Origin of the sequence: Methylosinus sp. C49 (assembly GCF_009936375.1) — a bacterium.
Taxonomy (GTDB): Bacteria; Pseudomonadota; Alphaproteobacteria; order Rhizobiales; family Beijerinckiaceae; genus Methylosinus.
The window spans coordinates 2,310,474-2,331,438 of the sequence record NZ_AP022332.1 but is presented as its reverse complement, the minus strand read 5'-3'; the positions used below and the strand labels follow the sequence as shown (position 1 = coordinate 2,331,438).

Below are 20,965 nucleotides of genomic sequence, written 5' to 3'. Positions count from 1 at the left end.
GCGGATTCACGCTCCATACCGCTCGGGCTCCACAGCCTTCGGCGCGGCGCTGCGGGAGCGAGCGCGACGTGATTGGCCTTTATCCGCGCCTCTAGTCCGGGCGCGGGCGGGAGCCGAGAATTCCGCCGCTCGCCGCCAGAGTTTCGCCGCCGACCCCGCGACTTCCGAGGACGACTTTCATGAATCCAGCCGAAATCGCCGCCCCGCTCTCCGGCGCCGCCGCCGAGGTGTCCATCTGGGGCATGTTCTGGGGGGCGCATATCGTCGTCAAGCTGGTGATGGTCGGCCTGCTGCTGGCCTCGGTCTGGTGCTGGGCGATCATCGTCAACAAAGTGCTGCTGTTCTCGCGCACGCGCCGCGCCATGGATCGCTTCGAGGAAGTGTTCTGGTCCGGCTCCTCGCTCGAGGATCTCTACGCCAAGTTGCAGGAGCGCCCGGCCGCCGGAATGGGCAGCCTGTTCATCGCCGCCATGCGCGAATGGAAGCGCTCCTTCCAAAACGCCGGCGCCTCCTTCATGGGCCTGCAGGCGCGCATCGACAAAGTGCTGGACGTCTCCATCGCCCGCGAGGTCGAGAAGCTCGAATCCAATCTTCTGGTGCTGGCGACAGTCGCCTCGGCCGGCCCCTTTGTCGGCCTGTTCGGCACGGTGTGGGGCATTATGACGTCCTTCCGCTCCATCGCCGCCTCCAAGAACACCTCGCTCGCCGTCGTCGCGCCGGGCATAGCGGAGGCGTTGCTCGCCACCGCCATCGGCCTCTTCGCCGCCATTCCGGCGCTGGTCGCCTATAACAAGCTGCAGGGCGACGTCGCCCGCACCCAGGCGCGGCTCGAGAGCTTCGCCGACGAATTCTCCGCCATTTTGTCGCGCCAGATCGATCAGCACGCCGGACAGTCCGGCCGTGATCGCGCGGCCTGAGCGGGAGAAGCGCGAATGGGAGCGTCGGTCGCCGCAGGACGCAAGGGCTCGGGACGCCGCCGGCGCGGAACGCCGCGTTATGGCGCCATGGCCGAGATCAATATGACGCCCTTCATCGACGTGATGCTGGTGCTGCTCATCATCTTCATGGTGGCGGCGCCCTTGCTCGCCACTGGCGTCGCCGTCGATCTGCCGCAGACCAAGGCCGGGCCGCTCAATATCGATCAGAAGCCGCTGTCCATCGCCGTGGACGATAAAGGGCAGATCTTTCTGATGGATCAGCCGATCGAGATCGGCCAGCTGCTCGACCGTCTGAAGGAGACCGCCAAAGCGGGCTTCGACGAACGCATCTATATGCGCGCTTCGAAGACGGTGAATTACGGCCGCGTCGCCGAGATCATGTCGATGGTGACGAGCGCCGGCTACAAGAAGGTCGCTCTCGTGACCGAAGTGGACAAGAAGTGAGGGGAAGCGTTGAAGCCCTCGCGTTCCGAACCTGGCCTCGTCGTATCGGCCGCCGTCCACGCCGGACTGCTGCTGGCGACGCTCATCGCCTTTTCGGACACGAAGAAATTCGATGATGCGCAGGAGACCGTGCCGGTCGATATCGTCACGGATGCGCAGATCAATCAGGTGATGAAGGGCGAGAAGGCCGCCAAGGAGATCAAGCCCGTCCAGCGCGCCGACAAGATCGCCGAGCAGCACGAGACCAAGCCGCTGCCGCCGCTCGCCGAGGCGAAGAAGGACGTCGCCGCCCCGCCCCCGCCGCTGAAGCCGCGGCTCGAGGAGCCGGAGGACAAGCCCGAGGCCCCGCCTCCGCCCAAACGCGTCGCCGCTCTGCCGCCGACGCCGGAGCCACCCCTCCGTCCCATTCCACCCAAAGCCGAGCCCGCCAAAGCCGAGCCGCCCAAGCCCGAGCCGCCGAAGCCGCAGCCGGCCAAGGCGGAGCCTCCCAAGCCCGAGCCGCCGAAACCCGAGCGCGCCAAGCCCGCGCCGACGCCGCCCGAACGCGAGGAGCCGGAAGAGGCCGAGGTGGTGAAGCCCAAGCCCCCCGTGCGTCCGAAGCCCGAGAAGGAGGCCAAGGAGACGCCGCAGCCTCCCGAGAAGCCGAAGCCCAAGGAAGAGCCCAGGAAGGAAGAGGCCAAGAAGGAAGAAGCCAAGCCGAAGGAGACGGCGAAGCCGAAGGAGCCGGCGAGCAAGCAATTGAAGGTCGTTGAGGTGGCCAAGCTCCTCGAGAAGAAGAAGGCCGCCGAAAAGGGCGCGCCGAGCGACTCTGACGAAAAGAAGAAATCCGACAAGCCGCCGGCCAAGCCGAAATCCGGCGACGAGGCCGCGCCCAAATCGAAATTCGACGCGGCCAATATCGCCAATCTTCTGAGCCATGAGGCGCCGCAACGCCGCGCCGCGACCGGCGCCGATCTGACCAAGACCGCCTCGCTCGGCGCGCCGACGGCGAGCGCGCAGCGCATGTCGCCGACGCTGCAGGCGCAGATCGACGCCTATACGGTGGAGCATTATCGCCGCTGCTGGCAGGCGTCGCTGTCGATCAATGCGCAGACCTATGTGCCGCGTGTGGAATTCCGCCTGTCGCGGGAGGGCGCGCTGGAAGGCGCGCCGCGCCTGCTCAACCCCTCCTCCGATCCCGTCGAGCACAGCCGCGGCGAGCAGGCGCTCGGCGCCGTGCGCCGCTGCAGCCCCATGCCGATTCCAGCCGCCTTCGCGCCCTATTACGATTATTGGCGCGTCACGGAATTGGACATGAGGGAGGATATGTAGCGACGGTCATTCTCTTCGCCTTCGAAAATTCGAAAACGCCCAGGACCACCCTCTCATGACGTTTCACATCGACCGCCGCTCGGCCGTCCATATTCTCGCCGGCGCGACCCTCTCGCCTCTCCTCGCCGCGCCGGCGCGCGCGGCGCGCGTGCTCGATCTGCGCGCTGGCGGCGGCTTTCAGCCGGTCTCCGTCGCGGTGACGAATTTCTCCGGCGATGAGGCGGCGCGCATAGTGACGAGCGTCATCGTCAACAACTTCAAGCGCTCGGTCTTTCTGCGCCCCATAGAGCCGGGCGCCGTCCCGGAGCCCGCCGGCTCCGAGGCCACGCCCAATCTCGATCTCTTCCGCACGCTCAATGCGCAATATGTCGTCACCGGCCGCTCGCAGCGCAGCCCGGACGGACGGCTCAAGACCGAGTTCCGCCTCTTCGACGTCTCGACCGGCGAGCAGGCCGCGGGCCAGCAATATGTCACCGATTCCGCCAATATGCGCCGCGTCGCGCATCTCGTTTCGGACGCGGTGTTCACGCGGATCACCGGCGAGAAGGGGTTCTTCGACACGCGCGTGGTCTTCGTCGACGAGAGCGGGCCGAAGGAGCATCGCCGGAAGCGCCTCGCGATAATGGATCAGGACGGCGCCAATATTCGCTATCTGACCCGCGGCGAAGAGCTCGTCGTCACGCCGCGCTTCTCGCCCTCTTCGCAAGACGTCACCTATATGTCCTTCGGCTCCGCCGATCCGAAGGTGCTGCTGCTCAACATCGAAAGCGGCCAGCGCGAGGTCGTCGGCAATTTTCCGGGCATGACCTTCTCGCCGCGCTTCTCGCCGGACGGCCAGAAGATCGTGATGTCGCTGTCGCAAGGCGCCGCCACCAATCTCTATGCGATGGACATACGCTCGCGCACGACGACCCGACTCACCGACACCAACGCCATCGACACCTCTCCCTCCTATTCGCCGAGCGGCGGCGAGATCGTCTTCGAATCCGACCGCGGCGGCTCGCAGCAGATTTACGTGATGGGCGCGGGCGGCGGCGGCGCGCGGCGCATCTCCTTCGGCCAGGGCCATTATTCGACGCCGGTATGGTCGCCCAAGGGCGATTACATCGCCTTCACCAAGCAATCCTCCGGCTCCTTCGGCATTGGCGTGATGAAGCCGGACGGCTCCGGCGAGCGCATCCTCACCGAGGGCTTTCACAATGAAGGCCCGACCTGGGCGCCGAACGGCCTGTTCCTGATGTTCTTCCGCGATTCCGGCGGCAGCGGCGGCGCGAAGATTTTCATGGTCGATATTTTCGGCCGCTCGGAATTCCCCGTGCCGACGCCGTCTTACGCGTCCGATCCGTCGTGGGGACCGTTGCAAGAGTAGGTCATTCAGCCGCTGGACGAGGCCCTACGGGAGGGCACGATCCCTACTCTTTTTCCATCGATAAATAGGCGTCAGTGACGCCGCCGACGAGATTGGCGGAGAGCAGCAGCTCGGTCGACAATTCCCCTCTGAACGGCTGCAGGCATACGCCAACGGCCATCGCCTCGCTCAGCGCCCTTCGCGCCGCGACGGCCTGCTCGATCGAAACCGCGGAAAAAGAAAACGCCTCGCCCGGCCGCTGCTGCGCGAGACGGCCGATATCGGCGCCGATGACATTGGCGATCTTCGGATAGCCTCCGGTCGGCTGGCGATCGGCCATCAGCACGAGCGGCGCGCCGTCGCCGGGAACTTGTATCGCGCCGAGCGCCACGCCATCCGAAACGATGTCATGGCCTTTGGCGTGAGCGAGGCGCGCGCCCTCCAGCCGATAGGCCATGCGATCGCTGCGCTGCCCGACCCGCCAGCGCGCCGACAGAAATTCGCCGATCGCCTCTTGCGAAAAATAATCCGCCTGCGGCCCGAGCACGGCGCGGATGGGCTGCTCCGAGGCGGTGAGCCAGGGCGCCTCGAGCGCCTGCAATTCTCGCGGCGGCGAGGCGAGATCGGCGAGCGGCAGAACATCGCCGGCGCGCAAGCCCCGCCCCTCGAGCCCGCCCATGAAAGAGCGCGTGTGTGTGGCGAGCGAGCCCAGCGTCGGCGGCAGATCGATGCGTCCCGCAATGGCGACATAGCACCACGCCCCGCTTCGCCCCGCGCGGATGACGAGACGCGCGCCGGGCTCCAGCGCGAGAGCGCAGGCGAAGGGAAGCGGCGCGCCATCGAGGCGAATGTCGAATTCGCCGCCGGCGATGGCGAGGCCGATGGTGTCGCTTTCCGCCGTCAGCTCCAATCCGCCGAGCGAGACCTCGATCGCCGCTGCGCCCATGGAGACGCCCGCCGCGAGATTGGCGGCGGCGAAGGCGCGCGCGTCCATCGGGCCAGCGGGCGTGACGCCGAAGCGCAGGCTGCCGCGCCGCCCGGCGTCCTGCAGCGTCACCCCCGGCCCCGCCGCGCGAATAATCAGCCGCGCGCTCATGCGGAGGCCTCGCGCCGCGCGATCATCTCGCCGCGCGCGCTCTTCTCCTCGAGCGCGCGAAATGTCGCTTCGTCGATCGGCTCGAAGCGCAGCGCATCGCCGACCTCGACGAAAAAGGACGGATCGCGCTCCGGCGCGAAAAGCCGCTCGGGCGTGCGGCCGAGGACATACCAGCCGGTCGGCATGGGATCGGCGCCGATGAGCGAGAGGCCGCCGCCGATGAGCACCGCCCCTCGCGGCGTCGGCCCGCGCGGGGAGGCGCGGCGCGGAACGGCGAGCGCCGAAGGCAGGCCGCCGAGATAGCACCAGCCCGGCGCAAACCCATACATGTAAGCGCGAAAATCGGCGCCTGAATGAAGCTCCGCAATGCGCTCGGGAGAAAGCGACAGCGCTTCGCCCGCCGCAGCTATATCCTCGCCATGCGGCGGCGCGTAGCAGCAGGGAATGATCCAGCGGAGGCTCGGCGCAGCGCTCTCTTGCGCCGATCTCTCCAGCGCCTCGACATGAGCGACGAGCGCGGCGCGGGCGAGCGTCAGCGGATCGTAATGGATCATCAGCGAGCGATAGGTCGGAACCGTCTCGACGATTCCAGTGAGCGGCGCGGCGCGCAGAGCGGCGTCGAGCGCCAGCACTTCGGCGCTGATCGCAGGATCGACGCTGTCGCCGAATTCGACGACCAGCGCCGCCTCGCCGGCGTCGAGACAGCGCGGCGCGGTGCGCATCGCCTCATGTCTCCGAGGGCGCGAAGGGCAGGAGCTGATAGCCGGCGCGCTCCAGCGCCGCGCGCAGGCGCCGCGTCATATCGACGGCGTGCGACGTATCGCCATGCACGCAGATGGAGTCGATCGGCGTCGGCAGACGCTTGCCGCTCTCAGTGACGATCGCCTGCTCCTCGAGCATGGCCAGCGCGCGCGCGGCGGCCCAGTCCGGGTCGTCGATCACGGCGCCCTTCTGGCCGCGCGGCTTCAGCCGTCCGTCATCGAGATAGGCGCGATCGGCGAAGACCTCATGCGCGATGGCGACGCCGGCGTGTTCGGCCGCCGCCACCTGCTCGCTGCAGGCGATGGCCAGCAGAGTGAGGCTGGAGTCGACGGCGCGCGTCGCCTGCGCCACAGCGAATGCGATCTCCGGCTCGACTTCCGCCACATTGGCGAGCGCGCCATGGCATTTCACATAAGTGAGACGATGGCCGCTGTAATGCGCGAGCGCCTGCGCCGCGCCGATCTGATAGGCGACGAGACGCTCCACCTCCGAGGCGGAATAGGGAATGCGGCGCCGGCCAAAGCCGGCGAGATCGGGAAAGGACACATGCGCGCCAATGGCGACGCCGCGCGCTTTCGCCAGCGTGAAGCAACGCGCCATTATGTCGGGGTCGCCGGCGTGATAGCCGCAGGCGACATTGGCGGAGGTCACGAGGTCGAGCATGGCCTCGTCGTCGCCCATGCGCCAGGCTCCGAATCCTTCTCCGAGATCGGCGTTGAGATCGACTGTCACTGTCCCCCGGCTCCCCCGCGCGGCGCGTCTTCGGCGATGTCCTCGTTCCAGATCGACGGATTGGCCGCGATATAGTCTCGCATCAATTCCCGGCAGCGCGCATCGTCGAGCAGTATCACCTCGACGCCATGGTCGCGCAGGAACTGCTCATTGCCGCCGAAATTCCTGTTCTCGCCGACGATGACGCGCGGAATCTTGAATTGCACGATCGTCCCCGCGCACATCATGCAGGGCGAGAGCGTCGTGTAGAGCGTCGTCTCTCGATAGGAGGCGCGGCGTCCGGCGTCGCGCAGGCAATCCATCTCGCCATGCAGAATCGGATCGCCCTGCTGCACGCGCCGATTATGGCCGCGTCCGAGTATGCGCGCGCCTTCGGCGAGCACGGAGCCGATCGGCAGGCCGCCCTCGTCGAAGCTCTTCTTCGCCAAGCGAAACGCCTCATCCATGCAGACGATATCCGACGCTCTCATCGAAGTCCCCTTTCCGGCGCGGCGCCGGCGGGGCCTCGCTATTCCGCCGCGAGCACCTGCGGCGGCGGAAAGGCGACCTCGATCAGCGTCCCTTGGTTCTTGCGGCTCTTGATCGAGAAGGAGGCGCGATTGGCCTCGATCAGCGCTTTCGTCACCGGCAGGCCGAGGCCCGTGCCGCCGCGCGACGAGCCGATCTGGCGGAAGGGCTCGAGCGCCGTCTCGATCTCATTCTCGGACATGCCGATCCCTGTGTCCTTCACGCGGATCACCACATATCCGGCGTCGGTCAAGGCGCTCGACACGATCACCTGCCCGCCCGCCTCGTTGAACTTCACCGCATTGGACAGAAGGTTCAGCAATATCTGCCGCAGCGACCTGCCGTCGGCAAGGATGCGCGGCAAGCGCGGCCACAGCGACAGGCGGATCACCACACGGCTGCGGTTCGCCTGCGGCTGCATGATCGACACGCATTCGGAGATGACGGCGTTGGCGTCTATGCGCTCGACGTCCAGCTCGAACTTGCCCGCCTCGATCTTGGAGAGATCGAGCAGATCGTTGACGAGGCTCAGCACATGCTCGCCCGATGTGTGGATGTCCTTGAGATATTCCTTGTAGCGCTCATTGCCGAGCGGGCCGAAGCGCTCTTCCATCATCACCTCGGCGAAGCCGATGATGGCGTTGAGCGGCGTGCGGATCTCATGGCTGACCTTGGCCAGGAAATCGGTCTTGGCGGCGCTGGCGCGCTCGGCCTCGCGGCGAGCGGCCTCGAGCTCGTCATCCGAGCTGCGGCGGCGGATGACATGAAGAATGACGCAACGCCTCTGCTCCGGCGGCGGACCGAGCGGCGCCAGCGTCAGCTGCACGGGGATCAGCTGACCATTGCGCGCGCGCGCCTGCACCTGCAGCCCCTCGCCGAGATCGCAGCTCGTCGGGCGACGGAGAAAATCGGCGACCAGGCCTTGATCGGCGTCGCAGAATAGCGAGGCGAGGCCGGAGCCGAGCAGCGCGCGCGGCTCACCGCCGACCAGCCGGCCGAGCGCGGCGTTGACGCTGCGCAGCCTGCCCTCGGCGTCGACCACCACAACGGCGTCGCCCATCGCGTCCAGCGTCGCGCGCAGCTCCTCCGCCTCATGACGGCGGCTCTCCAGCTCCTTGCGCAAGGCGCCGGCGCGCGCGCTCTCCGGCGCGGAGACGGAATCTGCGCTGCGCAGCGTGACGAGAGTAGCGGGCAGACCGTCCCATTGGATCGGCTCGAGCCGAACATCGGCCTCCAGCGGCTCGCCGTCGCAATCGAGCAGCTCAACGACCCCGCCCGCGGTTCCGTCCGCCGCGGTCGGCGGGCGCCGGCCGGAGAAGAGCCGCGTCGCTCCGCCATCGCCGGATAGCGCCGCAGCGTCGCCGTAGCCGAGATAATCGAGCAGCGTGCGATTGGCGTAGAGCACTTCCGCGCCGCGCGCGACCATCACGCCTATGGGCAGCCGATCGAGCAGAGCGGAGGCGCGCGCGAGATCGCCGGGAAAGGCGCTGTTCTCATTGGAGGGCAGAGCCTCGTGGAGCGGCGCGGCCTCATGCTCCTCGACAGGTTCGGGCTCCGCCGAGACGGCGGCCGCCTGCCCCGCGGATTGCCCCCCGGAAGCTTGCTGGCCGGTCGCTTGCTCGATCGTCTCGAACAAATCGCGCACCGAGCCCTTGGCCGGCTTTTGCGCGGCGGAGGCGAGCGCGCGGGCGATCTCGTCGAAAGCGGTGCGCTCGCTCGGCGACAGCGACTCGCCGATGGAGGCGGCGGCCTCCTCGAGGCGCGGCAGCGGCCGCAGCGGCACGATCTTGGCGCCGATGAGCGCCGGCGTCTGCTCCATCTCGGCCGGGGACGCGGCCTCGGCCGGCGGCTCCAGCGCGGCGGCGGGCTCCTCCGCCGGCGGCGCCAAATCCGGCTCTGGTTCCGACTTGGGCTCGGCCTCGTGGCGCAGCCGATCCATATGCAGCACGCCATAGCCCTGATAGCCGCCGAAACGGCTGCCGTCGTCGAACACGGGCAGAGCGCCGAGCGTCACAGGAACGCGCGCGCCGCCGCCGTCGAGCGGCCAATCGAGCTCGACCCCGCTCCAGGAACGGCGCGAGGCGAAAGCATTGGCGAGGCGATCGTCCGGCGCCAGCCGCAGCCGGCCGGCAAGCTCTAGAAACAAGAGTCCGGCGATGTCGCCATTCTCGCGCCCGACCACATCGGCGAGCGCGGCGGTGACGTCGAGCACGCGTCCCTCCGCGTCGGAGCGCCAGAGGAAACGCTCCGGCCGCGGCGGACGGGCGGCCGGCGGCTCGATCGCAGGAGCAGCCGGAGATGGAGCAGCCGGAGATGGGGCGGCCGGAGGTTCGGCCACAGCCTCCGGCTCTACGATCACGGCCGCCGGGACAGGAGCTTCTTCTGGCCGAACCAGCGGAGCCTCACTCGCGGCGGAGCGCATGCCGAGCATTGCGACCAGAAAGATCGGCCCGGTCTCCTCGGCCGTCAGCCTGCGGCACAGAACGGTCGCCGTCTGCGCGATGGGACCGAAGGAGAAGCGCAGCCGCTCGAGCCGCGGCGCGGCGGCGTGGCTCTCCGCCGCGGCGAGCTCGCGCAGCCGGCGCGCGCCGGGCTCGCTCCCACGGAACAGCCGGTCGCCGAGCGCGACCAGATCGCCGCCAAAGACGGAAATCGCCGCTTCATTTGCGTAGACGATCGCCAGCGGCTCGCCCGCGGCGGCCACGATCGGCGCGCCGGACGCCTCGAGCGCGGCGAAGGCCGGATCGGCGCCGATCTGCGCGGCGAACGCCTCGCTCTCGATCCTGTCGTGCTCGCTCATTTCGACAGCGCCTCTTCAGACGCGACAAGCGCCGGAAGCGGCGCGGAACAAAACGGCGCGGAACGCGCGTCGCGGCCGATCGAAGGTGAAGGATCGGTTAAATGAAACTTAAAGGTTCGTTACGGCTTGGTCTATGCGGCGAAGGACATTTTAACAAGCTTCGGCGATTCATGATGAACGGACGCGCCGCCCCTAGACCATAATTATGTTGCAATGCAACATGAGTTGAGCCATATTCGGCTCGGCGGCGCCTGTCCCGATCGCGATGCGCGATGGACGGCCGCAGGCGGTCGGCCGGCGCCCCTTCTTCGGCCGACGGGCGGCGCAGCCGACCCGACCAGAAGGAAGCATTCGTGAGCGAACCGATCTACCAGATACCGAACGAAGTCCGCGACTTCGCCGAGAAGAGCGTCGAGCAGGCGCGCAAGGCGTTCGAGGGATTCGCCGGAGCCGCGCATAAGGCGATCGGCTCCGTCGAGACGACGACCGCCACCTTCCAGGTCGGGGCCAAGGATGTGAGCGCCAAAGCGCTCGGCTACGCCGAAGCCAATGTGAACGCGGCCTTCGACCTCGCGCAAAAGCTGCTGCGCGCGAAAGACCCCCAAGAGGTGCTCCAGCTGCAAGCGGAGTATGTGAAGAGCCAGGTCGAGGCGATTCAGACCCAGGCCAAGGATCTCGGCGCCGCGCTGCAAAAAGCGACGACCGGCAAGTGATTTGCCGACGGCGCCGCGCCTTCGGCGCGCGGCGCCTCGACGAAGCGCGCTGCGGCGCGTCGTGAGTAGAGGCAGCGTCGAGTAGAGCGGCGTTTCCGCGGAGCTTCGAGCGCCGAAGGCGATTCGGGCGCGACATCAAACTGCCGACACCAGCACGAAAGGAGCCCGAAGCGATGGCCACCCATACGAGAGGTTCTTCCAAGCGCCCGGCGCCGCCGAAGGAGCCGCCGATCACCCTCAAGGACGCGCTGGACGACGACGAGCCCGAGGCCGCTTCGCTGGAAGCCGCGCCGCCCGTCGAGATCGACGCTGTCGCCGCCGCTCTGGAGGCCGCCGAGATCGAGGCCGTGACCGCGGCGCTGGAGCCTGTCGAGCTGGCGCTGACGCCGGCGGAGCCCGCCGCCATCGAGGTCCCCGCCGAGACGGCGCCGGAGCCTGTTTTCGACATAGCGCCGGAGCCGGCGCTCGAGACGGCGGCTGAGCCTGTCCTCGAGACAATCGCGGAACCCGCCCTCGAGGTCGTTGCGGAACCGATCGCCGAAGCGCCGGTCGCGCCCGTGACCATCTTCGCCGCGACGATCGAGACGGCGCCTGCCAAGGCCGAGCCGCTCGACCCGAGCCTCTGGTCGCTGAAGACTTTCGATCTCGTGAATGAGAACGCCGCCGCCGTCCTCGATCTGGCGCTGGCCCTCGGCCAAGCGCGCTCGGTGGGCGACGCGCTGGAGGCGCAATCGCGCTTCGCGAGCGAGCGCTACACGACTTTCCTCAAGCGCGCCAATGAGCTGGTCGAATTGTCGAGCCGCTGGTCGCCCTTCCGCTTCGCCGTCTCCGCCTTCGTGGCGTGAGCCTGCGGAAAAGCTCCTCGTCCGGCCGACGCGGCCGGGCGGAGCGCTCTGATCTCTACAGCGTCGCCTCGATCAGCGCGCGCAGTTCCGGCGTCGCCTCGGGCATGACGCCGAACCAGTCGCGGAACGCCGGCCGCGCCTGATGAATCAGCATGCCGAGCCCATCGACCGCGACATTGCCGCGGGCGCGGGCCGCGGCCAGCAGCGGCGTTTCCAGCGGCGCATAGACGATATCGGAGACGAGCGCTTCCGCCGGCAGGCGATCCAAAGCCAGATCGAGCGGCGGCTCGCCCACCATGCCCTGATTCGTCGTGTTCACCAGCAGGCCGGCGCCGGCGAGGCCCTCGGCGCGCTCCTCCCAGCGATGCGCCGTGACGGGAGCGCCGAAATCGGCGGCGATCTTCTGCGCTCGCTCGAGCGTGCGATTGAACAGCCGCACCTCCGCCGCCCCGGAATCGATGAGGCCGGCGATGACGGCCCGCGCCGCGCCGCCCGCGCCGATCACCACCGCCGGCCCGGCGTCCGCCCGCCACATGGGCGCGGCGGCGCGCAGCGAGGCGGTGAATCCAAAGCCGTCGTAATTTCGGCCGACGAGCGTTCCGTCCTCCTCCACCACCACGCAATTGATCGCGCCGATGCGCGTCGCGCTGGCGTCGAGAACATCGACAATGGAGAGCGCAGCCTCCTTATGCGGGATGGTGAGATTGCAGCCCGAGAAATTCAGCGCCGGCAGAGCGCGCAGCGCCGCCTCGAGCCGCCCCGGCTCTACGGCGAGCGGCGCATAGGCGCCGACGAGGCCATAGCGGGCGAGCCAGTAATTGTGGATTTTGGGCGAGCGTGAATGCGAGATCGGCCAGCCCATCACGCCGGCGAGGAGAAAGCGGTCCTGCCCATGCATCAGTTTCTCCCCGCTCTTTCTCCCCGTGCGGCGCCTATTGCTTCGCCGCGCAGGTTCCCTGCCCTTGCGCGGAAAGCGCCGAAAAGAGCGCGGCGTCGGCGTCGAGGCCGGGATTGCCGGCCGTCAGCAGCTTCTCGCCATAGAAGATGGAGTTGGCGCCGGCGACGAGGCACAAGATCTGCGCCTCGCGCGAGAGGCCTGAGCGGCCGGCGGACAGGCGCACGCGGGATTTCGGCATGAGAATGCGCGTCGTCGCGATCATGCGCACCAGTTCCAGCGAATCCACCGGCGGTCGGCCCTCGAGCGGCGTGCCTTCTATGGCCGCCAGCGCATTGATCGGCACGCTTTCGGGATGCGGATCGAAGGAGGCGAGAACCTGCAGCATATGGGCGCGGTCACGCACGCTCTCGCCCATGCCGATAATGCCGCCGCAGCACATTTCTATGCCGGCGCGGCGCACGGCGGCGAGCGTCTGCAGCCGATCCTCATAGGTGCGGGTGGTGACGATCTCGCCGTAGAATTCCGGCCCCGTGTCGAGGTTATGATTATAGGCGGTGAGGCCCGCCTCCACGAGGCGCTCGGCCTGGCCGTCGTCCAGCATGCCGAGGGTGACGCAGGCCTCCATTCCCAGCGCCCGCACGCCGCGCACCATATCCAGCACAGCGTCGAAACGCTCGCCCTTGGGCGCCTGCCGCCAGGCCGCGCCCATGCAGAAGCGATCGGCCCCCGCCTCCCTCGCGCGCGCGGCGGCGTCCAGAACCTCGTCCACCTGCAGCAGCTCGACGCGATCGAGCTTGACCTCGCGGTGATGCGCCGATTGTGAGCAATAGGAGCAGTTCTCCGGGCAGCCGCCTGTCTTGATGCTGAGCAGCGCCGCCTTCTGCACGTCATTGGGATCGAAGAAGCGGCTGTGCAGCGCGCTCGCCCGCGCGATCAGCTCGAGCAGAGGCGCGTCGTGGATGGCGACGATCTCCTCCAGCGTCCAATCGTGACGGAGAGTGAAATCGGCGGGAGCGTTCATCTATCGGAGCCTCTCTGCGGCGTGGTTTCAGCGCGGTTTTTTGGCGACGCGGCGCTCATTGCGCGTGAGCGGACGCTGCGGCTCCTCTTCCTCGCCGCCGGCGGCGGAAGGCGCGGAGGGCCGCGGCCTGCGCTGGAGCTGCGGATCGGCGCCGCGCAGAATGGCATAGACGACATAAGCGGCGACGGCCAGATCGAAACCGGTGAGGCCGAGCGTGAACCACGCCGGCGTGAACTCCGAGCCCGTGCCGAGATAATGGAACTGCAGATGCCAGAAGGGATGCAGAGCGAAACCGATGGCGAGCCACCAGGGCGAGCCGACGAGGCCGAGCAGCGCGAAGGAGCCGAAAATGGCGAGGCCGGTCATCTCAATGCCGAACCAGGCCTTCGCATTGTCCGAGGCGAAGGCGAAGCCGACATAGAGCGCGGCCGTGGCGATGAGCCCATAGGCCAGCGCGCGGCGGGAGCCCGCCTGCGGATAACGCTCCGACCAGCGCGCGAAAAAGGCGAAAGCCACGCCGATGAGCGCGCCGACGGCGGCGGGAATCAGAATCGAGGACGCGTCTTCCATGGTCGTGAGCTCACTGAGGGTACGGCCGCAGCGAGGTCTATAAGTCGGACGGGCGGAGGCGACAAGGGAGGGGGCTGGCGGCGAGAAGCAATCGTCTTCTCGCCGAGATGGCGAGAAGCTCGGGGTCAATTCGTCACGACGACGTCCGAATGAGCCCTCAATTCGGTTCGAACATTATGTCCGAGCGGGTCCAAAATGACTTTGACGCCCTCACGACGAGCGAATTTGAACGCCGGAACAAAGTCCGAATCTCCGGACCACGACGACGGCTCGCACTGTCTCGCGCAGAGCGAGGCGGGCCATGTCGAGGCCGATACGCATATCGACTCCCTTCTGCGACAAATCCAGCTCGAAATCGTCATCGCCGAGCGCGCGCTGCTCGGACACGAGCGATCGCGCCACTCGCGGCTTGATCCGCCATTTGTCGGGCGAGAGTCGCGTCTCACCCATGCGCAGCGCGAAATGCGGCTTCAGAACCAATTGATCATAGAGCGATTGGCTCAACCGAAAGCGCTCGGTCGTCGCGAGATTCATACGTGTTCGAGACACGGGTTTCGTTACCGAGTCCGCCGAAGGCGGAGCGTCGTAATAATAGATCCGAAGCAATTCATAATTCTTCACGGCCTGCAAATTTTGCAGCCGCTCGCATTCGGCCACGATATCGTCGGCCGTCGGATGTCGCTCCAGCTTGGCGTATAGCTTTTTTGTGAGGAAGCCGCCGTCGAGCAAAATCGCATATAGCGGCTGAAACAAAGATATTATCCCGACTTAGATGGAGCCGGCTCACTCCCGAGGCTCACGCCGACGCTCATGCGCTTGTCGGAATGAGCCGGCTCACTCTTCTATGCCGTGGCTGTGGCTTCAGCCTATCTGAATATATAGTCGGACCGACCGCCGATGAGCAAGTCGAATTCGCCGAGGCCCTCGGGTCATCACGGCCGTTCCGCCGAGAATCCACGCCACATCGCCTCCGGTCCAAAATCTGCTATAGCTCGCAGGACCTACCGCGCCCAACGGCGCCCCCGCTCGAGGATCGACGCCCCATATGCAAGTCGAAACAGACGCCGCCAATTTCAGCTCTTCCGCTTTGCTCGACGATCAGTCGCTGCTCGCCGATATTCGCCTGCTCGGCCGCCTGCTGGGCGACACGGTGCGCGAGCAGGAGGGCGTCGCCGCCTTCGAGCGCATAGAGACGATCCGCCGCCTGTCGGTGGCCGTCAGCCGCAATGGCGACATGGAGGCCGACAACAAGCTCGACGCGCTGCTGCGCTCGCTCTCGGCGAGCGAGGCGGTCACTGTCATCCGCGCCTTCAGCTATTTTTCGCATCTCGCCAATATCGCCGAGGATCTGCATCCGCTGCAGGGCGACGAGGCCTCCGGCGAGCCGAGCCTCGCCAACACATTCGCGCATTTGCGCAAGGCCTCCATCGGCCCCGGCAAGGTGGCGCAGGTGCTCTCCAACGGCTGGGTCTCGCCCGTGCTCACCGCGCATCCGACCGAGGTGCGGCGCAAGAGCCTGCTCGACGCCGAGCACGCCATCTCCGCCCTGCTGCAGGCGCGCCAGCATGCGCGCAGCAAGGCCGAGCTCGCCCACAACGAGCTGCAATTGCGCGCGCGCGTCTCGCAGCTGTGGCAGACCGAGCTGCTGCGGCAGGCGCGGCTCACCGTGCGCGACGAGATCGCCAACACGCTGAGCTATTATCGCAGCACCTTCCTGCGCCAGATTCCGCTGCTCTACGCCGACATCGAAGAGCGTCTCGGCGGCCTGCGCATTCCGCCCTTCCTGCGCATGGGCACTTGGGTGGGCGGCGATCGCGACGGCAACCCCAATGTGCGCGCCGAATCGCTGGCCAATGCGCTGCGCATGCAGAGCGAGACGGCGCTGCGCTTCTATCTCACCGAGGTGCATGAGCTCGGCGCCGAGCTGTCCATCTCGCGCCGCTACGCCGGCTGCAGCCAAGCGCTCGAGCAGCTCGCCGCGCGCTCGGGCGACGATAATCCGCATCGCGACGACGAGCCCTATCGCCGCGCGCTGATCGGCGTCTACGCCCGCCTCGCCGCGACGCTGGAGGAGCTGACCGGCCAACAGGCGCAGCGCCATGCGCGGGCGCCCGGCGCGCCCTATCCGAATGCGCGCGCCTTTCTCGCCGATCTCGAGGTCGTCGACGATTCGCTGCGTTGCCATCATAGCGAGGTTATCGCGACGCAGCGGCTGGAGCCGCTGATCCGCGCGGCGGAAGTCTTCGGCTTTCATCTCGCCACTGTCGATCTGCGCCAGAGCTCCGACCGCCATGAGGAGACTATCGCCGCGCTGCTGCGCGAGGCGCGCGTCGCGCCCGATTACGCCGCTTTGACGGAAGAGGAGAAGCGCGCGCTGCTGCTGAAGCTGCTCAGCGATCCGCGGCCGGTGCGGCTCGTCGACGCCACGTATTCCGAAGATGTGGCGAGCGAGCTGGCGATCTTCGAGCGCGCGGCGGAGATGCGCAAGACCTATGGTCACGAGTCGATCCGCCATTACATCGTCAGCCATACGGAGACGGTGAGCGATCTGCTCGAGGTGCTGCTGCTGCAGAAAGAATGCGGCATGATGCGCGGCACGCTCGATCCGCGCGACGTCAATATCGTCGCCGCCGATCTCATCATCGTGCCTTTGTTCGAGACGATCGGCGATCTGCGCAACGCCGCCGTCATCATGCGCGAATTCTATGCGCTGCCCGGAATCGTCAAGCTCGTCACCAATTCCGGCGCGCAGCAGGACATCATGCTGGGCTATTCCGACAGCAACAAGGACGGCGGCATTCTCGCGAGCATTTGGGAGCTCTATCGCGCCTCCACCGCGCTCGCGGATTTCTTCTCGGGCCTGCCGTCTATCGCCATGCGCCTCTTCCATGGGCGCGGCGGCACGGTGGGACGCGGCGGCGGACCGAGCTATGACGCTATTCTCGCGCAGCCGCCGGGCACGGTGAACGGGCAAATCCGCCTCACCGAGCAAGGCGAGGTGATCGCGGCGAAATACGCCAATCCGCAGATCGGCCGCATCAATCTCGAGCTGCTGGTCGCTGCGACCCTCGAGGCGACGCTGCTCTCGCACAGCAAGGCGCCGCCGCCGGAATTCCTCGAGGTGGCGGAACAGCTGGCGCAATGGGGCATGGACGCTTATCGCGGCCTCGTCTACGAGACCCCCGATTTCGTCGATTATTTCTTCGCCTCGACGCCCATCTCCGAAATCGCCTCGCTCAACATCGGCTCGCGGCCCGCCTCGCGCAAGCCGTCGCGCAAGATCGAGGATCTGCGCGCCATTCCGTGGAGCTTCTCCTGGGGCCAGGCGCGTCTCGCTCTGCCCGGCTGGTACGGCTTCGGCTCGGCGATCGCGCGCTTCCGCGAGGGCGACGACGGCTCCAAGCTCGAGCTGCTGAAGCGCATGTATCGCGAATGGCCTTTCTTCCGCACGCTTCTGTCGAACATCGACATGATCCTGTCGAAGACCGATCTCTCGATCGCGCGTCACTATGCGGGGCTCGTGCAGGATCATGCGCTCGCCGACCGCATCTATGGGGAGATAGAGGCGGAGTGGAGCCGATCCAACGCCGCGCTCGCCGATCTCACCGGATCGAGCGAACGCCTCGCCGACAATCCGGCGCTGGCGCGCTCGCTGCATCACCGCTTCCCCTACATCGCGCCGCTCAACTATCTGCAGGTGGAGCTCATTCGCCGCTTCCGCGGCGGCCAGACCGGCGACGACATTCGCCAGGGGATTCTCATGTCCATCAATGGCGTCGCGGCCGGCCTGCGCAACACGGGGTGAACAGAAAAGGGCGACATTGCGGCGCTGTCGTCAAAGCGTCATGCGCCGCCGCCATTAGGGGTTCCGATCCAGCTGGAACGGAACCGCAATGTCGCCTCTCCTCTCGCGCGTCAGCCCGCTCGCGCTCTTCGCCTCTCTCTCATTCTCATCCGCGGCCGTCGCAGCCGACATAAATGTCCCGGCCGATACAACCGTCTCCGGCCAAAAGACATTCGGCGGCGCCGACAAGATCACCGTGGGCGCCGGGGGCAAGCTCACCTCCTCCGCCAATCCGACGCTGAATCAGACGTCGACGTCGACCGGCGTCGCCATCGACAATTTCGGCACGATCGAATCGACCGGCACAGGAACGCGCGCGATCCGCTTCAACAGCGGAACCGCGATGAGCTTCACGCTGACCAATGAGGCGGGCGCGACGATCCAATCGCAGAACGATGCGCTGCAAATCGGAACCGCTGTCAAATCCGGGACCATCACCGTCAATAATTACGGGCTGATCCAGGCGACGGGCACGGGCTCGAACAATGGCCAGGCGATCGACTTCGGCAATGTCGTCGCCGGCACGGCGTCGATCACCATCAATAATTTCGCGACGGGCGCGCTGCAGACGGCCGACGCCGACGGCATACGCCCCGGCAACAACGCCACGGTGAATAATTACGGCCAGATCATCTCCAATAATTTCCAGACCAACACCGGCGCCGACGCGATCGACTTTCAAACCAGCACGGGCGGAACGGTCAACAATTACGCTGGCGGAATCATCTCTGGCGGGCGCCACGGAATCAACATCAGCTATGATTCCACGGCGAATACGACCAGCTCCTCCATCACCATCACCAATTATGCGGGCGCACAGATCATCGGCCGCAACGGCTCGGGCTTCGGCTCCGACGTCGGCGGGACGGTGATCAATTACGGCCTCATCTCGGGCGATATCGACAATATCGCCGGCGTCGCCAATGGCGATGGCGATGGCGTCGATATCGATTACATCGGCAATATCACCAATTACGGCACGATCCGCGGCACGGGCGCCAAGGGCGTCGGCTCCGATGGCAAGACCAACACCAGCCAGGGCGTCGCCATCGGCGGCGGCGTCATCGACAATAAGGCCGGCGCGACGATCATCGGCCAGGCGGACGGCATACTCGTCGACAATAGCTCGGAAGGACCGGCATTCGGCGCGGTGACGATCACCAACGCCGGCACGATCGAGGGAACGACGCGCTACGGAATCTATATCAACAGCACGCTGAACAATACGCTCACCAATTCGGGAACCATCACCGGCGGCGGCGGACAGGCGATCGTCTTCGGCTCCGGCGACGACACGCTGAATATTCGCACCGGCTCCGTCATCAACGGCACGGTGGATGGCGGCGCCGGAAACGACCGCATCTCGCTCTCGGGAACGGGGACTTTCGCCGGGGCGCTCAATTTCGAGACCCTGAGCGTCGATGACGGCGTGTGGACGCTCACCGGAACGCAGTCCTATTCGAGCGGCGTCACCGTCGCGAGCAGCGCGGAGCTGGTCGCCGCCGGCGCGATCGGCAATCTCGTCACCGTCGCCGCCGGCGGGCGCCTGTCGGGCTCCGGCGCGCTGGGCGCGCTCGATCTTTCCGGCGTCGTCTCGCCGGGCTCGGGCGCCGGCGCGATCTCCACGCTCTCCATCACCGGCGACGCAATTTTCCGCTCGGGCTCGGTCTATCAGATCGACGCCAACGCTGCCGGCGCGGCGGATAAGATCGTCGTGGGTGGAACGGCGACGCTCGGCGGCGTGGTGCAAGTGAGCGCCGCCTCCGGCAATTACGCCCCCGCCACGACCTATTCGATCGTGCAGGCGACGGGCGGCGTCAGCGGCTCTTTCGCTTCGGTCTCCACGGACCTCGCCTTTTTGACGCCCACGCTCTCCTATAACGCCAACAACGCCTTTCTGACGCTCTCGCGCAATGGCGTGTTCTTTCAGAGCGTCGCGGCCAATCGCAATCAGCGCGCCGTCGCCGCGGCGCTCGACACGACGCCGACCGCGAGTCCCCTGTTCCTCGCCGTCGTCGGCAAATCGGCGGCCGGCGCGCGCGCGGCCTTCGACGGACTCTCCGGCGAAGGCGTCACCGGCGCGCTGAATGTCGGCCTCGAATCGAACCGCCTGTTCGGCGGGACGCTCGCAGACGCCGGACAATTCTGGCGCTCGGGCGAGACGCGCGACGCCAATGGATTCTCCGTTTCCGCGACTCCCGCCCTCGGCTATGCGTCGCTGGAATCGAAAAAGGGTCCGATCGCCCCGCGTATGACACAGGAGCCGGCGCGGCTCTGGCGCCTGTGGATATCCGGCTTCGGCCAGAGCGCGCGCCTCGGCGGCGACGCGGCGCAAGGCTCGGCGACACAGCGCACCAGCCTCGGCGGCGGCGCCATCGGCCTCGATGCGGCGGTGCTTCCCAATCTTCTGCTCGGCTTTGCGGGCGGCTATAGCGCCGGCGGCGCCTCGACCGACCTGCGCTCGACCCATGTGGACACGCATGGCTGGCATATCGGCGGCTATGGCGTCTTCACCTTCGATCCCAATTATATCTCCGCCTCGCTCACTTTCTCGGACTTCGACAATTACTCACGCCGCTCGGTCTTCGGGCTCGGGACGGGCGAGACCGCCAATGCGAATTTCGAGAGCCGCGTGCTGCGCGCCCGCGTCGAGATCGGACGCGACGTCGATCTGCTCGGGCTGAGGGCCACGCCTTTCGCGGCTGTCGAGACGGCGCATATTTGGACGGATGGATTCACCGAGACGACGGCGGCCTTCCCCGGCTTTGCGGGCCTCGGCGCGCTCACCTTCGCTGCGCGCGAGACGGACTCGCTGCCCCTCTATTTCGGCGCGCGCGTCAAGCGCAGCTTCGCGCTCGACAATGGCTGGCGGCTGACGCCCGATCTCTCGCTCGCCTATGTGCATGAATTCGAGCCGACGCGCGCGCTTCTCGCATCCTTCGCCTCGGCCCCCTCGGCGGCTTTCGCCATCGCCGGCGCGCGTCCCGACGAGAATTACCTGCAGGTGAAAGGCGGATTGCGCCTCGATGTGAGCGCTTCGGTCGCGCTCTTCGCCTCCTTCGAGGGCGAATATGGCGGACGCACGCAATCCTATGCGGGACGAGGCGGCCTCAAAGTGGTCTGGTGAGGCCGCCCC

General features: G+C 67.0%; 17 protein-coding genes. 8 read left to right on the top strand and 9 right to left on the bottom strand.

Annotated elements, in window-relative coordinates; all coding sequences use genetic code 11:
- Positions 1-179: 179 nt before the first annotated feature.
- From tolQ to tolB, 4 genes are read left to right on the top strand one after another with little or no spacing between them, the layout of a single operon-like run.
- Positions 180-917 (top strand): protein TolQ, encoded by a 738-nt coding sequence (gene tolQ / locus GYH34_RS11025; RefSeq protein WP_018265585.1) that lies wholly within the window; start codon positions 180-182, stop codon positions 915-917.
- Positions 918-932: 15 nt separating this feature from the next.
- Positions 933-1,382 carry a biopolymer transporter ExbD gene (locus tag GYH34_RS11020; protein ID WP_018265586.1) on the top strand — a complete coding sequence of 150 codons (450 nt, stop codon included), beginning with the start codon at positions 933-935 and terminating at the stop codon, positions 1,380-1,382.
- Between the two features lie 9 nt (positions 1,383-1,391).
- Positions 1,392-2,693 (top strand): cell envelope biogenesis protein TolA, encoded by a 1,302-nt coding sequence (locus GYH34_RS11015; RefSeq protein ID WP_161913621.1) that lies wholly within the window; start codon positions 1,392-1,394, stop codon positions 2,691-2,693.
- 55 nt (positions 2,694-2,748) lie between these two features.
- A complete protein-coding gene (gene tolB, locus GYH34_RS11010; RefSeq protein WP_161913620.1) occupies positions 2,749-4,062 on the top strand; it encodes a Tol-Pal system beta propeller repeat protein TolB in 1,314 nt (437 codons plus the stop codon).
- Positions 4,063-4,105: 43 nt separating this feature from the next.
- Here tolB and GYH34_RS11005 read toward each other — a convergent pair whose 3' ends face one another.
- From GYH34_RS11005 to GYH34_RS10985, 5 genes are read right to left on the bottom strand one after another with little or no spacing between them, the layout of a single operon-like run.
- Positions 4,106-5,137 carry a biotin-dependent carboxyltransferase family protein gene (locus GYH34_RS11005; RefSeq protein WP_161913619.1) on the bottom strand — a complete coding sequence of 344 codons (1,032 nt, stop codon included), beginning with the start codon at positions 5,135-5,137 and terminating at the stop codon, positions 4,106-4,108.
- Positions 5,134-5,859 carry an allophanate hydrolase subunit 1 gene (locus GYH34_RS11000; RefSeq protein ID WP_161913618.1) on the bottom strand — a complete coding sequence of 242 codons (726 nt, stop codon included), beginning with the start codon at positions 5,857-5,859 and terminating at the stop codon, positions 5,134-5,136. The genes GYH34_RS11005 and GYH34_RS11000 overlap by 4 nt, the downstream gene beginning before the upstream one ends.
- Before the next feature lie 4 nt (positions 5,860-5,863).
- The gene (locus GYH34_RS10995) at positions 5,864-6,631 is read right to left on the bottom strand and encodes a 5-oxoprolinase subunit PxpA (protein WP_161913617.1); all 768 of its coding nucleotides are present in this window, start codon (positions 6,629-6,631) and stop codon (positions 5,864-5,866) included.
- Complete coding sequence (locus GYH34_RS10990; RefSeq protein ID WP_244635047.1) at positions 6,628-7,101, bottom strand: nucleoside deaminase; 474 nt, start codon at positions 7,099-7,101, stop codon at positions 6,628-6,630. The genes GYH34_RS10995 and GYH34_RS10990 overlap by 4 nt, the downstream gene beginning before the upstream one ends.
- Before the next feature lie 38 nt (positions 7,102-7,139).
- Complete coding sequence (locus GYH34_RS10985) at positions 7,140-9,938, bottom strand: histidine kinase dimerization/phospho-acceptor domain-containing protein (protein ID WP_161913616.1); 2,799 nt, start codon at positions 9,936-9,938, stop codon at positions 7,140-7,142.
- A gap of 353 nt (positions 9,939-10,291) precedes the next feature.
- On the opposite strand from GYH34_RS10985, the gene GYH34_RS10980 reads away from it, so the two are divergent.
- Together GYH34_RS10980 and GYH34_RS10975 are read left to right on the top strand one after the other, a co-directional pair.
- A complete protein-coding gene (locus GYH34_RS10980; RefSeq protein ID WP_026191334.1) occupies positions 10,292-10,651 on the top strand; it encodes a phasin in 360 nt (119 codons plus the stop codon).
- A 173-nt stretch (positions 10,652-10,824) separates the two neighbouring features.
- The gene (locus tag GYH34_RS10975; RefSeq protein ID WP_161913615.1) at positions 10,825-11,496 is read left to right on the top strand and encodes a phasin family protein; all 672 of its coding nucleotides are present in this window, start codon (positions 10,825-10,827) and stop codon (positions 11,494-11,496) included.
- Between the two features lie 55 nt (positions 11,497-11,551).
- On the opposite strand, the gene GYH34_RS10970 is transcribed toward GYH34_RS10975, so the two are convergent.
- From GYH34_RS10970 to GYH34_RS10955, 4 genes are all read right to left on the bottom strand, one after another.
- Entirely contained in the window at positions 11,552-12,394 is an 843-nt protein-coding gene (locus tag GYH34_RS10970; protein WP_161913614.1) for a shikimate dehydrogenase, read from the bottom strand.
- Positions 12,395-12,428: 34 nt separating this feature from the next.
- On the bottom strand, positions 12,429-13,415 hold the full coding sequence (gene bioB / locus GYH34_RS10965) for a biotin synthase BioB (RefSeq protein ID WP_161913613.1): 987 nt from the start codon (positions 13,413-13,415) through the stop codon (positions 12,429-12,431).
- A gap of 27 nt (positions 13,416-13,442) precedes the next feature.
- Entirely contained in the window at positions 13,443-13,985 is a 543-nt protein-coding gene (locus GYH34_RS10960; protein WP_161913612.1) for a hypothetical protein, read from the bottom strand.
- A gap of 210 nt (positions 13,986-14,195) precedes the next feature.
- Complete coding sequence (locus tag GYH34_RS10955) at positions 14,196-14,738, bottom strand: NYN domain-containing protein (RefSeq protein WP_161913611.1); 543 nt, start codon at positions 14,736-14,738, stop codon at positions 14,196-14,198.
- Between the two features lie 292 nt (positions 14,739-15,030).
- Between GYH34_RS10955 and ppc the strand changes: the two genes are divergently transcribed.
- Positions 15,031-17,790: a phosphoenolpyruvate carboxylase gene (gene ppc / locus GYH34_RS10950; RefSeq protein WP_161913610.1), complete on the top strand. Its 2,760-nt coding sequence runs from the start codon at positions 15,031-15,033 to the stop codon at positions 17,788-17,790.
- Positions 17,791-17,878: 88 nt separating this feature from the next.
- Positions 17,879-20,956: an autotransporter domain-containing protein gene (locus tag GYH34_RS10945; RefSeq protein ID WP_161913609.1), complete on the top strand. Its 3,078-nt coding sequence runs from the start codon at positions 17,879-17,881 to the stop codon at positions 20,954-20,956.
- The last annotated feature ends 9 nt before the right edge of the window (positions 20,957-20,965 follow it).

What these genes read in the sequence shown, in the direction of transcription:
- tolQ (WP_018265585.1), top strand. Translation starts at nt 180, where the DNA reads ATGAATCCAGCCGAAATCGCCGCCCCGCTCTCCGGCGCCGCCGCCGAG.
- GYH34_RS11020 (WP_018265586.1), top strand. Translation starts at nt 933, where the DNA reads ATGGGAGCGTCGGTCGCCGCAGGACGCAAGGGCTCGGGACGCCGCCGG.
- tolB (WP_161913620.1), top strand. Translation starts at nt 2,749, where the DNA reads ATGACGTTTCACATCGACCGCCGCTCGGCCGTCCATATTCTCGCCGGC.
- GYH34_RS11005 (WP_161913619.1), bottom strand. Translation starts at nt 5,137, where the DNA reads ATGAGCGCGCGGCTGATTATTCGCGCGGCGGGGCCGGGGGTGACGCTG.
- GYH34_RS11000 (WP_161913618.1), bottom strand. Translation starts at nt 5,859, where the DNA reads ATGCGCACCGCGCCGCGCTGTCTCGACGCCGGCGAGGCGGCGCTGGTC.
- GYH34_RS10990 (WP_244635047.1), bottom strand. Translation starts at nt 7,101, where the DNA reads ATGAGAGCGTCGGATATCGTCTGCATGGATGAGGCGTTTCGCTTGGCG.
- GYH34_RS10985 (WP_161913616.1), bottom strand. Translation starts at nt 9,938, where the DNA reads ATGAGCGAGCACGACAGGATCGAGAGCGAGGCGTTCGCCGCGCAGATC.
- GYH34_RS10975 (WP_161913615.1), top strand. Translation starts at nt 10,825, where the DNA reads ATGGCCACCCATACGAGAGGTTCTTCCAAGCGCCCGGCGCCGCCGAAG.
- GYH34_RS10970 (WP_161913614.1), bottom strand. Translation starts at nt 12,394, where the DNA reads ATGCATGGGCAGGACCGCTTTCTCCTCGCCGGCGTGATGGGCTGGCCG.
- bioB (WP_161913613.1), bottom strand. Translation starts at nt 13,415, where the DNA reads ATGAACGCTCCCGCCGATTTCACTCTCCGTCACGATTGGACGCTGGAG.
- GYH34_RS10960 (WP_161913612.1), bottom strand. Translation starts at nt 13,985, where the DNA reads ATGGAAGACGCGTCCTCGATTCTGATTCCCGCCGCCGTCGGCGCGCTC.
- ppc (WP_161913610.1), top strand. Translation starts at nt 15,031, where the DNA reads ATGCAAGTCGAAACAGACGCCGCCAATTTCAGCTCTTCCGCTTTGCTC.
- GYH34_RS10945 (WP_161913609.1), top strand. Translation starts at nt 17,879, where the DNA reads ATGTCGCCTCTCCTCTCGCGCGTCAGCCCGCTCGCGCTCTTCGCCTCT.